At 69.9% G+C, this 14,138-nt stretch carries 13 protein-coding genes; 8 read left to right on the top strand and 5 right to left on the bottom strand.

Annotated features, from left to right (window positions below; all coding sequences use genetic code 11):
• Position 1 precedes the first annotated feature (1 nt).
• From AB0C75_RS08610 to AB0C75_RS08595, 4 genes are all read left to right on the top strand, one after another.
• Positions 2-604, top strand: a complete 603-nt coding sequence (locus AB0C75_RS08610; RefSeq protein ID WP_362888428.1) for a hypothetical protein — start codon at positions 2-4, stop codon at positions 602-604.
• A gap of 136 nt (positions 605-740) precedes the next feature.
• Positions 741-1,205: a hypothetical protein gene (locus AB0C75_RS08605; protein WP_362888426.1), complete on the top strand. Its 465-nt coding sequence runs from the start codon at positions 741-743 to the stop codon at positions 1,203-1,205.
• Between the two features lie 10 nt (positions 1,206-1,215).
• Positions 1,216-3,060, top strand: a complete 1,845-nt coding sequence (locus tag AB0C75_RS08600; protein WP_362888424.1) for an alpha/beta hydrolase — start codon at positions 1,216-1,218, stop codon at positions 3,058-3,060.
• A gap of 103 nt (positions 3,061-3,163) precedes the next feature.
• A complete protein-coding gene (locus tag AB0C75_RS08595) occupies positions 3,164-3,670 on the top strand; it encodes a hypothetical protein (protein WP_362888423.1) in 507 nt (168 codons plus the stop codon).
• Here AB0C75_RS08595 and AB0C75_RS08590 read toward each other — a convergent pair whose 3' ends face one another.
• Together AB0C75_RS08590 and AB0C75_RS08585 are read right to left on the bottom strand one after the other, a co-directional pair.
• Positions 3,671-3,922, bottom strand: a complete 252-nt coding sequence (locus AB0C75_RS08590; protein ID WP_362888421.1) for a hypothetical protein — start codon at positions 3,920-3,922, stop codon at positions 3,671-3,673. It abuts the gene before it with no gap.
• Positions 3,909-5,249 (bottom strand): PspC domain-containing protein, encoded by a 1,341-nt coding sequence (locus tag AB0C75_RS08585; RefSeq protein WP_362888419.1) that lies wholly within the window; start codon positions 5,247-5,249, stop codon positions 3,909-3,911. The genes AB0C75_RS08590 and AB0C75_RS08585 overlap by 14 nt, the downstream gene beginning before the upstream one ends.
• 216 nt (positions 5,250-5,465) lie before the next feature.
• Here AB0C75_RS08585 and AB0C75_RS08580 point away from each other — a divergent pair, with 216 nt between their 5' ends.
• Together AB0C75_RS08580 and AB0C75_RS08575 are read left to right on the top strand one after the other, a co-directional pair.
• Positions 5,466-6,764 carry a PspC domain-containing protein gene (locus tag AB0C75_RS08580; RefSeq protein WP_362888417.1) on the top strand — a complete coding sequence of 433 codons (1,299 nt, stop codon included), beginning with the start codon at positions 5,466-5,468 and terminating at the stop codon, positions 6,762-6,764.
• A complete protein-coding gene (locus tag AB0C75_RS08575) occupies positions 6,761-7,456 on the top strand; it encodes a response regulator transcription factor (RefSeq protein ID WP_362888415.1) in 696 nt (231 codons plus the stop codon). The genes AB0C75_RS08580 and AB0C75_RS08575 overlap by 4 nt, the downstream gene beginning before the upstream one ends.
• A 13-nt stretch (positions 7,457-7,469) precedes the next feature.
• On the opposite strand, the gene AB0C75_RS08570 is transcribed toward AB0C75_RS08575, so the two are convergent.
• Both AB0C75_RS08570 and AB0C75_RS08565 read right to left on the bottom strand, forming a co-directional pair.
• Entirely contained in the window at positions 7,470-8,231 is a 762-nt protein-coding gene (locus AB0C75_RS08570) for a GNAT family N-acetyltransferase (protein ID WP_362888413.1), read from the bottom strand.
• Positions 8,232-8,243: 12 nt separating this feature from the next.
• A complete protein-coding gene (locus AB0C75_RS08565) occupies positions 8,244-9,314 on the bottom strand; it encodes a C40 family peptidase (protein ID WP_362888411.1) in 1,071 nt (356 codons plus the stop codon).
• Between the two features lie 363 nt (positions 9,315-9,677).
• On the opposite strand from AB0C75_RS08565, the gene AB0C75_RS08560 reads away from it, so the two are divergent.
• Positions 9,678-10,031 (top strand): hypothetical protein, encoded by a 354-nt coding sequence (locus AB0C75_RS08560; protein ID WP_362888409.1) that lies wholly within the window; start codon positions 9,678-9,680, stop codon positions 10,029-10,031.
• A 39-nt stretch (positions 10,032-10,070) separates the two neighbouring features.
• Here the strand turns inward: AB0C75_RS08560 and AB0C75_RS08555 are convergent, their stop codons facing one another.
• Positions 10,071-11,222 carry an NlpC/P60 family protein gene (locus AB0C75_RS08555; RefSeq protein WP_362888407.1) on the bottom strand — a complete coding sequence of 384 codons (1,152 nt, stop codon included), beginning with the start codon at positions 11,220-11,222 and terminating at the stop codon, positions 10,071-10,073.
• A gap of 450 nt (positions 11,223-11,672) precedes the next feature.
• On the opposite strand from AB0C75_RS08555, the gene pcrA reads away from it, so the two are divergent.
• Positions 11,673-14,111 (top strand): DNA helicase PcrA, encoded by a 2,439-nt coding sequence (gene pcrA / locus AB0C75_RS08550; protein WP_362888405.1) that lies wholly within the window; start codon positions 11,673-11,675, stop codon positions 14,109-14,111.
• Positions 14,112-14,138: the final 27 nt, after the last annotated feature.

Genomic DNA, 14,138 nt, shown 5'->3' with positions numbered 1-14,138 from the left:
GGTGCGCAAGCGACTGGTCGCCCCGGTGAGCGTCGGCGCGGTTGTCCTGATCGGACTCGGTGCCTGGGCCCTGTGGCCGGGGGAACCAACGGTCACCGTCCCGGACCGCGTCTGTGCCGACGCGCTTCCTGGGGGCGCGGTGCGAGATCTGCTGCCTGAACGCGGAGAGGCCTACAAGGAGGATTATCTGTGGGGCTCCTACTCGGCCACCTCCGTGTCCACGACCTGGAAGTGCAGCCTGAGCGCCGGGGGACACTCCCTCCACTTCGAGAAATTCCTCATCCTGAGCGAAGACGACTACAGCTCCGATGACGTCTCCCAGGACGCCGCCAAGCCCGGCAACACGCCCCTGTCCTGGGGGACCGAGAAGGGCTTCATCGAGGGGAACACCGTTTCCCTCTACGTCGGATGCAAGGGCAGCAAAGGTGGCCCCATCCTGCTGGAGACGCACACCAGCGTCGGGGGCGACGAGGACCACCTCAAGGACCCGGCCGCCCAGGAAGAGGTCACGGCCCTCGCAGCGGACCTCACCCGCTTCATGACCGCCCGGGTGGAGTACTGCACGGCGGTGGAGCTGCCCGATGATGCCCCGAAGATCGGCTGACCCGCACCCGCTGAGCCGGTAGCTGTCCATCGGCCGACCGCGTCGCCACCCGTCCGTGGGAACAACCTCCCTGGCCACGAACCCGTTGGAAAGGTACTCACCTGGGTGCGGCCCGGGTCACGGGGATGGGGTACGCGTGGCGTGGGACGAATGGGAACAGCTGAAGCAGGGCGCGGGCCGGCAGAGTTCGGTGCCGACACAGCTCGCTCAGCATCCGGCCGGTGAGGGGCCGGGCGCCACACCGGCCGCCGGTGGCACCGGCGGCCTGAAGTCCAGCCGGCAGGCCTGGAACAGGGCCGGCGAGGGCGTCGGCAGCCTGCGGGAGGGAATCGGCAAGGCCCTGAACCGGCTGGAGGACGGGCAGCACGGGCTCGCCGGTGAAACGGGGTGCCTGGCGGCAGGAGCCCAGAAGGATGTGTACGAATCCTGGGTGCGCTACGTCAAGGCGGTCAACGAGCGCTGCGGCGGCGTGAAGAAGGCGCTTGAGAAGGCCGGCCGCGACCTCCTCACGACGGACGAAGCAGCCAGGCCCTCCTTCACCGTCATCGATGCCGGGTACGCCGACACGCCCGTCATCGGCGGCCGGAACTCGGGGCGGTGACGGGCCCGGCATGGACCTCACCACCCTCAGGGCGCTGAAGCCCTCCGAGTTCACGCAAGCGGCTGACGGCTACCGGTCGACGAGTGACATGGCCGGCACGGCCAAGGAGCACGTGGAGAACGTCGTCGCGGCCGGCATGCGGAAGTCGTTGGACGGGCTTGCCCTCGACTCCGCGATCAAGGAGCTGAGCCTCCTCTCGGCCAACTTCCATTACACGCAGATCGAATGCGGCCTGGTCAGTACGGCGCTCAACGGTCTCGCCCACGACATGGGCGCGGCCCGGAACAAGCTCCTGTCCGCGCTCGATGACGCGGCGGCGCTCAAGGTCACGGTGAACGCCGACGGCAGCGTCACCTACCCCGAGGGCCCGCCGAAGGACGCCATCGGGCCACCGGCCAAGGGCGGCACGGTCGGCGGGACCACCGACCCGACGGCGCAGGCCATCGGCCGTCAGTCCGCCGGTTTCGACGCCAACCCCCACCATGCGGAAGCACTCGGTATCGCGGACCGGGTTGCTGCCGCCCTCAAGGAGGCGACGGAGGCCGACACGAAATGGGCGCCCAAGATCCGGGCGCTGGCAGCGGACGACGATCTCACGGTGTCCAACCAGGACATGAAGGACGCCCAGTCGGACATGCGCGGTGTGCTGGACGCGGGAAAGGCGTATCTCGACTCCATCGGCGGGCCACCGAAGGACGCCACCCCTCAGCAGAACGCGGAGTGGTGGAACGGGCTCACGCCGGAGGAGCAGGGGGCGTACCTCTCCACCCGCCCCGACCTCGTCGGAAGCCTGGACGGCCTGCCCGCCGACGCGAGGGACGAGGCCAACCGGATCGTGCTCGCGGAGAAGAAGGCCGAGTACGAGATCCGGCTCGGCCCGATCCCTGGACCGCCCGCGGACGAGTGGACATGGATCAACGCGGGGGGACACGTCTCCAAGGTCCACACGGACGCCTGGATGGAGTGGGACAAGAAGTACGGCGATGAGTACCGCCACCTCACCTCCTCGCTCAACGGCATGGAAGCCATCGAGACCCGCTTCGCGGACACCGGGAAGGAAGGCCTGCCCGAGGCGTACCTTCTCGGCTTCAGCCCGGAAGGGACCGGCCGCGCCGTCATCGCGAACGGCAACCCCGACACGGCCCAGCACCAGGCCGTGTTCGTGCCCGGTACGACGGCGAACCTCGGAAGCATCGGAGGCGACATCAATCGGATGAACGAGCTGTGGCGCCAGACGAACCACGGTTCTCCCAACGCTTCCGTGTCGACTGTCACCTGGCTCGGTTACGACGCCCCGCAGGACATCGTCAAGGACTCGCCCTTCGAGCACTACGCCTACGACGGGGCGCCTGTGTACCGGCAGTTCATGGACGGGCTCGACGCCTCACACAGCGGTCCGGGCGAGCCGCACCGAACGGCTATCGGGCACTCGTACGGGACGACTCTCATCGGGGCTGCGGCAGAGACCGGTGATCTCCATGCCGATGACGTGATTCTTGCCGGAAGTCCCGGGGTCAAGGTTGGTTCTGCCGACGAGATGGATGTTCCCAGGGGACATGTGTGGAACGAGGAGGCGGACGGCGACGCCGTTCCGGAAATCGGTCGCTGGGGTCATGGCGGCAGCCAGTGGAAACTCGGCGGTGGCACGTTCATCCTCCCCAGCGACGAGAAATTCGGTGCGAACCAGATGAACACGCAAGCTGAGGGAAGCGGGCCGGACGCCACTACTGGATCAGAAGGTCACAGCGAATATTGGAACAGAGGTACTACTGCGTTGAAGAACCAAGCACTGGTCGTGGTTGGCGAATACGGCAATGTCACCGCTCCTCAGTCGCCAACTCCACCTGCAGGATAGGACTCGCATGCTCTGCGTACCACGGCTTACTACTCGGAAGCGGCGCCGGGGCGGCTTCTCCCTGACTCTCGTACTGACCGGACTTCTCCTCAGTGGGTGTGGAATGGCTGACAAGGACACCACCGATCCTTCCAGCACCAAGGGCGGAGCGGCGGAGGAATCGACTGCGGGGACTCCCTACGCGGGGATCGCACCCACCAGCGAGGTGGTCGCCGCGGTGAAGAACGTCTCCAGCCAGATCCACGACTTTGCGGGTGTGCCCGGCAAGGCATCCGAACCGGGGCCGGGCGTATCGGAATGCGAGGGAAGGGACCCGGACACGCATTACCAGGTCTACCACCCGTGGAATTTTATGCCGAAGTCCGGAGCCGACAATGACATCGCCATGGAGAACTTCAGGAAGAAGCTGGTCGGCGGGGGATGGGTCCTCAAGGACTCCTATATCGACAACAGCCCGAACAGGAACCTCAACCTCATCGCGGACAACGACTCCAAGAAGGTGAGCGTCTGGATTGTCGGGTACAGCAAGAACACTGTCCCAAGCATTGGTATCAACGTCAGGTCAGCCTGCTACCAGGTCCCCGAAGGCCAAACCGTCGACCACTACTGATCAGCCCACATGCGCGCCGGAGCCCCCGCGCACCGCCTCCGCCGTCGCCCTCCGGGCGTTCCGCCGTCGCCGCACCCCGTAGCTCACCCATGTCACCGTGGCCGCCAGCCACAGGCCGCCGAAGAACACGGGGAGGAAGAACGTCCACGGCGCGTTCCACACCCCCGCCGCGTCCGCCCCGTAGCCGGCCGCCAGGGTCAGTGCGACGAGGCCCGCCACCGCGCGGCCCGGGCGGATCTCATGACGCAGCACGGGCGACCTCCAGTTGTCCGATTGCGATTTCCAGGTCCAGCTCAACGGTGCCGGCCGGCTTGCTGCCCTCGGGCGGCTCGATGGTCCGGTGCGCGCGCCGGTCCGGGGCGATGTCCACGTCCTGGCGCGCGTCGGACGGGAACTGGATGTCGCCGAGGCCCGCTTCGGCGTCCACCTTGACCGTCACCCCGTCCGGTACGACGACGAGCGCGCGGCCCGCCCCGAGTTCGACGCGGGTCCGCAGTGTCTGTCCCTTCGGGACGGTGATCCCGGAGAGGTCGAGCTTCGCGTCCCCGGTGCCCAGCTCGTACTTCGGCTGGACCGTGGCCACCGACGTGGGACGCCACTCCTTGCGGACCCAGTCCGTGGTGATGTTGTCCGGGAGGGCGGAGGCCCCCGCGAGCAGCCCCGCCGTGATCACGGCCAGCACGATCGTGCCGAAGCCCGTCCTGCCGAGGACGGAGGCGAACAGCAGGCCGAGGCCGAACATGCCGAGCGCCGCGGCGAACCCGGTCTGCAGGCTGGTCCCCAGCGGATGGCTGTCCCAGGTCATCCCCGTGCCGAGGCTGCCCGCGGCCAGGGCGAGCAGGAAGACGAGGCCGCCGATCGGCCTGGGCCCCCGGGTGCCCGGCGTGCGGTCGGGCGGGCGGTGCGGAGCGTCCTCCGCCGTCCGGCCCCCGCCCCCGCTGGTGCCGGCCGCCTCGAACGCCGCGTTCGCCGGGCCCCAGAGATAGCCGGTCCCCGCAGGCCCTGTCGTACCGTCCTTGACGATCGGGTCCCGCCACCAGGACGGGCTGCCCGGTGTGGGCGGTGCCTTCACCTCGGGCGGCGCCCCGTGGCCGGGAGGGTGCGCGGCCGTTCCAGGGGTGTGCGCGGTCGTGCCCGGCTTGTCATCGGGCGGGGCCGTCCTGCGGTGCTGGGTCCAGACCGAGAAGCCGATCACGGTCAGCGACAGCATCGCGGCGAAGGCGAGCATGCCGCCGTTGTGCAGCATCGTCAGCAGCAGCCCGCACCCCACCAGGGCCAGCAGCAGCGCGACCAGCGAGGGGCCCTCGACCCGGCCGGACAGCAGCCGGCGCGCCTCGTTCTCGTCCTCACCCTCCAACGGCAGCAGCAGCCACGCGAAGCCGTAGAAGATCAGGCCGATGCCGCCCGTCGCCGAGAGGACCCCGAGCACGATCCGGAAGATCACCGGGTCCACGTCGCAGTACCGCCCGAGCCCGCCGCACACCCCGGCGACCACTTTCTGCCGCGGGCTGCGCTGCAGCCGCGGTGTCGGCTCGGGGGGCGGCGTGACGCCGGGGGAGGCGTCCTGGGGAACGGTCATGACTCCATGGTGACGGCCCGTACCCCCGCGTGGGGACCGTGACGACCCTGGCCGATCCCTGATTTTGCGTCCCGGAGATGACTGGGGGCACAGGTTGTCCGCGGGCTCGGGCCGTCCGCTGACTCCCGTGGCCGGCCCCGGGACTCGGGTCTCCTCAGGGTCGAGTCCGGGCAGACCCTGATGCCACGGGCCCCCGGGACGTGTGACGATCGGTGCATGCCAGCAGCCACGACCCGAGCTCCGAGCTCCCACGCCCCGGATCCGGAGGAGCCCGCGCCGCGCAAGCTGTACCGCAGCGCCGACGGACGGATGCTCGGTGGCGTCGCGCGCGGGCTCGCCGGGCATCTGGGGCTGCCGGTCGCCTGGGTCCGGTTCGTCTTCCTCGGGCTGTTCTTCGCGGACGGCCTCGGCGCCCTGCTCTACGCCGTGTTCTGGATCGTCGTGCCCCTCGGGGTGGGCGGTGTCGGAGGTGCGGGCGGCGGGGAGCGGTCCCTGTTCGAGACCGCCCCCGACGGCCGCCGCAGACTCCGCAAACCCGACCGCGGCCAGGTCTTCGCCCTGGTCGCGCTGCTCATCGGCGCCGGGACCTTCGTCGGCAACGTCGACATGGGCAGCAAGGCGGACCGTTACATCTGGCCGGCGCTGCTGATCGGCGCGGGCTCGATCCTGGTCTGGCGCCAGGCGGACAACGCGCGCCGCGCCCGCTGGATCGAGGTCGGCCGCCGCCGCCGGGTGCTGCACCTGGCCCGCGGCCTGGCCGGAGTCGCGCTCGTCGGCCTCGGCCTCGCCGCCTTCCTGGTGGTGCGGGGCTCGGCCGCCCAGCTCGGCACCGCGCTGACCGCCGCCATCGCCGTGTTCACCGGTATCGCGCTGCTCGCGGGCCCCTATCTCGTACGGATGGCACAGGACCTCTCCGAGGAACGCCTGATGCGTATCAGGGCCCAGGAGCGCGCCGAGGTCGCCGCCCATGTCCATGACTCGGTCCTGCACACGCTCACGCTGATCCAGCGCAACGCGGACGACGGCGGCGAGGTCCGCAGGCTCGCCCGTGCCCAGGAGCGCGAGCTGCGCAACTGGCTGTACAACCCGGAGGGCACCGGCAAGGAGGAGGCCGAGGAGCCGACGACTCTCGCCGAGGCGGTCAAGCGCGCCGCCGCCGAGGTCGAGGACAAGCACGGAGTCCCGTTGGAGGTCGTCGTCGTCGGCGACTGCCCGCTCGACGAGAGGCTGGCGGCACAGATGCAGGCCGCACGCGAGGCGATGGTCAACGCCGCCAAGTACGGTGGCGAGGGCGGCGCCGTCCAGGTCTTCGCGGAGGTCGAGGGCACCACGGTCTTCGTCTCCGTACGGGACCGGGGGCCGGGGTTCGACCTGGACGCGGTTCCGGGCGACAGGATGGGCGTACGAGAATCAATCATCGGCCGGATGCAGCGCAACGGCGGCACGGCGCGGCTGCGTTCCGTGCCCGGCGGGGGCACGGAAGTCGAGCTGGAGATGGAGAGGACGAGCGAATGACCGAGAACACCGAAGCGACCGGGGGCCCGGAGCGCCGGGTACGGGTCGTGCTCGTCGATGACCACCGGATGTTCCGCACCGGGGTCCAGGCCGAGATCGGCCGTACCGAGGAGACCGGGGTCGAGGTCGTCGGTGAGGCCGCCGACGTCGACCAGGCGGTCACCGTGATCACCGCGACCCGCCCCGAGGTCGTCCTCCTCGATGTCCACCTCCCGGGAGGCGGCGGTGTCGAGGTGCTGCGGCGCTGCGCCCCGATGATGGGTCAGGTGGAGAACCCGGTGCGCTTCCTGGCGCTGTCGGTCTCGGATGCCGCCGAGGACGTCATCGGGGTCATCCGTGGCGGCGCCCGTGGCTACGTCACCAAGACCATCACCGGCACGGACCTGGTCAACTCCGTCTTCCGGGTCCAGGAGGGCGACGCGGTGTTCTCGCCGAGGCTGGCGGGGTTCGTCCTGGACGCCTTCGCCTCGACGGACGCCCCGCCGGTCGACGAGGATCTGGACCGGCTGACGCAGCGCGAGCGTGAGGTGCTGCGGCTGATCGCCCGGGGGTACGCGTACAAGGAGATCGCCAAGCAGCTGTTCATCTCGGTCAAGACGGTCGAGTCCCATGTCTCGGCCGTGCTGCGCAAGCTCCAGCTGTCCAACCGGCACGAGCTGACGCGGTGGGCGACGGCACGGCGGCTGGTCTGAGCCCGGCCCGTGTTCAGGCGGGGACAGCGCTCAGTGAGATGTTGAGCTTCTCGCCCGCCCTGCGGTAGCCGATGCTCGCGTAGATCCGCTCGACGTCGGGGCCGCCCGGCTCCAGCCACACGGTGCGGTAGCCGCGCTCGAAGGCGGTACGGGTCAGCCAGGCGGAGAGCGCCGCGCCCACGCCCCGGCGGCGGAAGGGGGCGGCGACGGCCAGGCCGGCCAGCTCGCCGATCCCGTCGGCCGGGGCCGAGCAGCCGCCCGCGCCCGCGGGCCGGCCGTCCACGGTGGCTAGGGCCGCGACACCGCCGCCCGCCGCCGCTGTGCGCAGCCAGGCGATCTCGCCGTCGTCGGGTCCGCCGTCCGAGCCGAAACCGGTGTGCTGGACGGCTGCGGCGTCGGTGAACTCCGTGTCGGTGACGGGCTCGGCGATGCGCAGGCCGTCCACCGGCTTCGGTGTGAGGAGGCCGTCGGCCGTGCAGGCCATGACGGGCGCGCGGTCCTCCACCGTGAAACCGGCTGCCAGCAGGGCCGGTTCGACGGCGGGTGCCCAGGCGGGCAGGAACTCGAGCCGGGGCAGCCGGTCGTGCTCACGGAACGCCGTGACCAGGTCCGCGATGTCCTGCGTGGTGGGTTCGGCGCCCCGGTCGGGGATGGCGTAATTGGCGAACTTCAGCTCCCAGTCCGGATTGTGGCGCACCGTGAACGGCCCGGACCGGTAGTGGTCCGGGGACCGGAGGGCGAGCGTGCGGGCGTAGTTCTGAATGGCGGTGTCCATGAGGCCGGGAGCCTATGCGACGCGGGTCGCCCCCGCGAAAGGCATTTCGTCGATAGGTGCGATGCGGACCGGGGCGCCGGGGCGCGGGGCGTGGATCATCTGGCCGCCGCCGATGTAGAGGCCGACGTGGGTGACCCCGGAGTAGAAGAACACCAGGTCCCCAGGGGCGAGTTCGGACTGGGAGACGCGCCGGCCGGCGTTGATCTGGGTGTAGGTCGTGCGGGGCAGGGAGATTCCTGCCGCGCGCCAGGCGGCCTGGGTGAGGCCGGAGCAGTCGAAGGAGGCGGGCCCGGTGGCGCCCCAGACGTACGGCTTGCCGAGCGCCCCGTACGCGAAGTCGACGGCCTGCGCCGCACGGGGGTTGGGGGCGGCCACCGAACCGCGTGCCAGGCCCCGGTCGGCGCGGAGGGCGCTGCCGCCGTGCGTGGCGTCGGCCGAGCGCTCGTAGTCGGCGCGCTGCTCGGCGGTGAGCGTGGCCAGGAGCTTGCGGGCGTCGGCGAGCTTGGTGCGGACCGCGTCCTTGTGCTTCTTCAGGTCGGCCCGGCGGGAGGCGAGGACCGCGAGCTCGTCCTGCGCCCGGGCCCGCAGCTGGGCGATGTCGCTGATCTGCCGGCGTACGCCGTTGACCGCGCCGGCCTGGCGGTCGCCCGCCCGGTCCTCGTAGGCGGCGCGCTCCAGATACTGGTCAGGGTCGGACGACAGGGCCAGCCGGACGGCGGGGTCGACGCCGGCGCTGCGGTACTGGGCGGTCGCGAACGACCCGAGGGCGTCGCGCGCGGTGTTGAGGCGCTCGGTCCTGCGGGCGGCCTCGTCGCGCAGGGTGTCGAGGGACTTCTCGGAGGCGGCCGCCTCCTCCTTCGCGCCGTTGTACTTCTCGGTGGCGACCTCGGCGTCGTGGTAGAGCCGGTCGGCCTTGGCCTCGACCTGGGCCGGGGTGGGCTGGGGATCGGCCTGGGCGGCGCCGTCGAGGGCGGTCGCGGTGGCGACCCCCGCGAGGGCGAGGGTGGCTGCGGTGCGTGCAGCAGGTCCGGTGAACAGACGCTGCTTGGGTTTGCGATGAGCGGCTTTCCGATCGGCGGCCACGGGGGTGGTGCGTCCTTCCGTTCGACTGCCCGTCGGTGGGTGCCGCGGGCCCGCCGGGCCCGGCGGAGGGCCACCACAGGGGGAGTGGCCCGCCACCGGATTCCTGGCGGGGCGACCGGGGAGCCGCCCGGTACGGGGGCGGTGGTGCAGAACCGGTCACCTGGGAGGGACGCTAAGCCCGGCACACCGGTAAGAGGTGTAATGACAGGTATTGCTCTCATAAGTTGTTTCGTTTACGGCGAATGATGTCGAATGACTGGAAAAATCAACCGGAGTCCGGCAATTCGTGCGCACTACGGGTGCGCTCATCAGTAAGTCCTACCTGGCCGAAGAGTGGTGAAAACACATGGTTAGGCTGCGGCCATGGACGTACTCATCAATGTCTTCGTGGCCCTGCACATCATCGGTATCGCCTCCCTGCTGGGCGGCTTCCTGACCCAGATGAAGGCCATGGGGGCGGGCACGGCCCGCTTCGTACCGGCCATGCTGCACGGCGCGCTCACCATGCTCGTCACGGGCGTCGCGCTGGTCGGGCTGAACCAGGCCGACGACCAGAGCGTCAACAACATCAAGATCGGCGTCAAGCTGCTGGTCCTGATAGTGGTCCTGGCGCTCGTCTATGTGAAGCGGGACGAGGAGAAGGTGAGCAAGGGCGCGTTCGCGGCCGTCGGAGGGCTGACGGTCGTCAACATCTTCATCGCCACGCTCTGGACCTGAGCGGGCCGCCCGGACTTCCGCGACCCGCCCGCACACGCGTTACGCCGGGCGCACGCTGCCGTAGATCGGCATGTAGTAGATGGACTCCTCGCGGACGTTCGCACCCGGCTTCGGCGCGTGGATCATCATGCCGTCGCCCTTGTAGATGCCGACGTGGCTGATGTCGTCGTAGAAGAAGACCAGGTCGCCCGGCTGCAGATCCGCCGTGGCCACCCGGGTGCCGACCTCGACCTGGTCCCAGGTGGTGCGGGGCAGGTCGACGCCCGCCGCCTTCCAGGCGGCCTGGGTGAGCCCGGAGCAGTCGTACGAGGACGGGCCCGTCGCCCCCCAGACGTACGGCTTGCCGATCTGGGCGCGTGCGAAGGCCAGGACCTTCTCGGCCTTCGTGGCGTAGCCGCTGTCGGAGCCCGTGCCGCCGGTCCCCGTGCCGGAGTCCTCCTTCTCGGCCTCCTTGTCGGCTGCCTTCTCGGCCTTCTCCTTCGCAGCGGCCTGCTGCTCGGCGAGCTCCTCGGCCTTGCGCTTGGCCTCGGCTTCCTTCTTGCGCTCCAGCTCCGCGAGCCGCGCCTTCTCCTCGGCGGTCAGCTTGGACAGCAGCGAGCGGGCCTCGGTGAGCTTCGTCTGCACCTGCTGCTTGCTGGTGCGCAGCGTTTCCTGCGACTCGGTGAGCGTCTCCAGGCTCTTCGTCGCCTCGGCCCGCTTCGCCGCCGCCTCCTTCTGCTGCGTACGGAAGTCGGCGACCGCCTTCTGCTGCTGGCTGGTCATCCTGGCCATCAGCTGGTCCTGGTCGAAATACGACTGCGGGTCGTCCGCGAGGAAGAACGTCGCCGTCGGGGCGATCGAGCCGCTGCGGTACTGCGCGGCGGCGTAGCTGCCCAGCTCCCGGCGCGTGTCGTTGAGCTTGTCGGCCCGCTTCGCCGCGGCGTCGAGGAGTGCGTCGACCTTGGCGCGCTGTTCGGCCGAGGCGGTCTTCGCCTTGTTGTACTGCTGCGTCGAGGTGCCGGCCTGCCGGTAGAGGGCGTCGACCTTCTTCTGGACTTCCTCGATGCCGGGCTTGGGCTCGGTGGGGGCGGCCGTCGCGCTCTGCGTGGAGAGCAGGGTGACGGAGGCGAGAGCCGCGGTCGTGAGACCGACGGCGGGCGTGGTGGTGCGCACGCGGGTGCGCGGCTTGCGATGCGACGCCAAGGCCGGCATCTCCTTCCGTGGACCGCCTACCGGGTTTGCGGTGGGGGCACCCCCAGGCCGTTCAGGCACTGGGGGAGGGTTCGGGCGGAACGGAAGGCTGCCCTACGGTCCGGTGGAGACGGACCGATTCACCCCGGTGCTGCGTGTGGGTCCCCGGTTCCGCGTCCCCTTCGGGGGAGTACGGATTCGGCGGGGGTGCCCGTGGGGCGTGGTTCGCCTCAGGGGATACGGGACACCCGTCGGAGCACGCTAGCCAACCCGTGGTGTCCCTGTGAAGGTTGATGTTCGATATGCCCGATACATTTTCGTGACCTTTTCCGGACGGCGGTCCACGACGGCGGATTCGGCACCGGAATCTCACGGAACGTGGGCGAACCGTCCCGCAGCGCACATAGTGTCGGGACCGTCTCATCAATGCCGCCCCGGGTTGTCGGTGCGGACGCCTAGACTCGTGAGGCGATGAGCAGCCTCTTTGACGACAGTTTCCTGACCGGCCTCCAGCAAGCGCAGGACGGCCCCCCGCCGCCCCCTGAGGAGCACGCGCCCGAGGCGGTGCCGGAGGGCCTCTTCGAGGACGTCTTCGACGCGCCTCCGCCCCCGCGCGACACCCACTACCGCGACGGTGCCCCGCGCCCCGTCATCGACTCCGCCGCGCTGCTCGACGGGCTGAACACCGAGCAGCGCGCCGCCGTCGTGCACGCCGGATCGCCGCTGCTCATCGTCGCCGGGGCCGGCTCGGGCAAGACCAGGGTGCTCACGCACCGGATCGCCCATCTCCTGGCCGAGCGCGGGGTGCACCCGGGGCAGATCCTCGCGATCACCTTCACCAACAAGGCCGCCGGCGAGATGAAGGAGCGCGTCGAGGACCTCGTCGGGCCCCGCGCCAACGCCATGTGGGTCATGACGTTCCACAGCGCCTGCGTGCGGATCCTGCGCCGCGAGTCCAAGCGCCTCGGCTTCACCTCGTCGTTCTCGATCTACGACGCCGCCGACTCCAAGCGACTGATGGCGCTGGTCTGCCGCGATCTGGACCTCGACCCGAAGCGCTTCCCGCCGAAGTCGTTCACGGCGAAGGTCTCGAACCTGAAGAACGAGCTGATCGACGAGGAGACCTTCGCAGGTCAGGCGGCTGACGGTTTCGAGAAGACGCTGGCCCAGGCGTACGCGCTCTACCAGGCGCGGCTGCGCGAGGCGAACGCCCTGGACTTCGACGACATCATCATGACGGCGGTGCACCTGCTCCAGGCCTTCCCGGACGTCGCCGAGCACTACCGCCGCCGCTTCCGGCACGTCCTCGTCGACGAGTACCAGGACACCAACCACGCCCAGTACACCCTGGTGCGTGAGCTGGTGGGTCCGGCCGGCGAGGGCGACGCCCCGGGCGAGCTGTGCGTCGTCGGTGACGCGGACCAGTCGATCTACGCCTTCCGTGGTGCGACCATCCGCAACATCCTCCAGTTCGAGGAGGACTATCCGGACGCGACCACGATCATGCTGGAGCAGAACTACCGCTCCACCCAGACGATCCTCTCCGCGGCCAACGCCGTCATCGAGCGCAACGAGAGCCGTCGCCCCAAGAACCTCTGGACGAACGCGGGCACCGGCACCCGGATCACGGGCTACGTCGCGGACACCGAGCACGACGAGGCGCAGTTCGTCGCCGACGAGATCGACCGGCTGACGGACGCGGGGGACGCGAAGGCGGGCGATGTGGCCGTCTTCTACCGGACCAACGCCCAGTCCCGTGTCTTCGAAGAGATCTTCATCCGCGTCGGACTGCCCTACAAGGTCGTCGGCGGGGTGCGCTTCTACGAGCGCAAGGAGGTCAGGGACGTCCTGGCCTACCTCAGGGTCCTCTCCAACCCCGAGGACACCGTCCCGCTGCGCCGCGTCCTCAATGTCCCCAAGCGCGGTATCGGCGACCGGGCCGAGGCGATGATCGACGCCCTGTCGATGCGCGAGAAGATCTCCTTCCCGCAGGCGCTGCGCCGTGTCGACGAGGCGTACGGGATGGCGGCCCGCTCGGCCAACGCGGTGAAGCGCTTCAACACGCTCATGGAGGAGCTCCGCACGATCGTGGAGTCCGGTGCGGGACCGGCCGTCGTGCTGGAGGCGGTGATGGAGCGTACGGGCTACCTCGCCGAGCTCCAGGCCTCCACCGACCCGCAGGACGAGACCCGTATCGAGAACCTCCAGGAACTCGCCGCCGTCGCCCTTGAGTTCGAGCAGGAGCGTGCGGAGGAGGAAGGCACCGGGACGCTCGCCGAGTTCCTGGAGAAGGTCGCGCTCGTCGCCGACGCCGACCAGATCCCCGACGAGGACGAGGACGGCTCAGGTGTCGTCACGCTGATGACGCTGCACACGGCCAAGGGCCTCGAATTCCCGGTGGTGTTCCTGACCGGCATGGAGGACGGCGTCTTCCCGCACATGAGGGCGCTGGGCCAGGTGAAGGAGCTCGAGGAGGAGCGCAGGCTCGCCTACGTGGGCATCACGCGTGCCCGTGAGCGCCTGTATCTGACCCGGGCGTCGATGCGGAGTGCGTGGGGACAGCCCTCGTACAACCCGCCGTCGCGGTTCCTGGAGGAGATCCCGGACCAGCACCTGGAGTGGAAGCGCAAGGGGCCGATGGCCGCTTCGGCGGGACCGACGTCCGGCATCACGTCGTCGTTGTCCTCGTCGCGCTCGAAGTCCGGGCCGTCGGGATTCGCGACCCGGCGCACCTCCGACAAGCCGGTGGTCACGCTGGTGGCAGGGGACCGGGTCACGCACGACCAGTTCGGTCTGGGCACGGTGACGGCGGTCGAGGGGTTCGGCGACCAGGCGAAGGCCACGGTCGATTTCGGCGACGAGCGGCCCAAGAAGCTGCTCCTGCGTTACGCGCCGGTCGAGAAGCTCTGACCGAAGCCCCGCTCTGACCGAAGCCCC

Source organism: Streptomyces sp. NPDC048565, from assembly GCF_040650935.1.
Taxonomy (GTDB): domain Bacteria; phylum Actinomycetota; class Actinomycetes; order Streptomycetales; family Streptomycetaceae; genus Streptomyces.
This window is presented reverse-complemented; position numbering and strand designations above follow the sequence as displayed.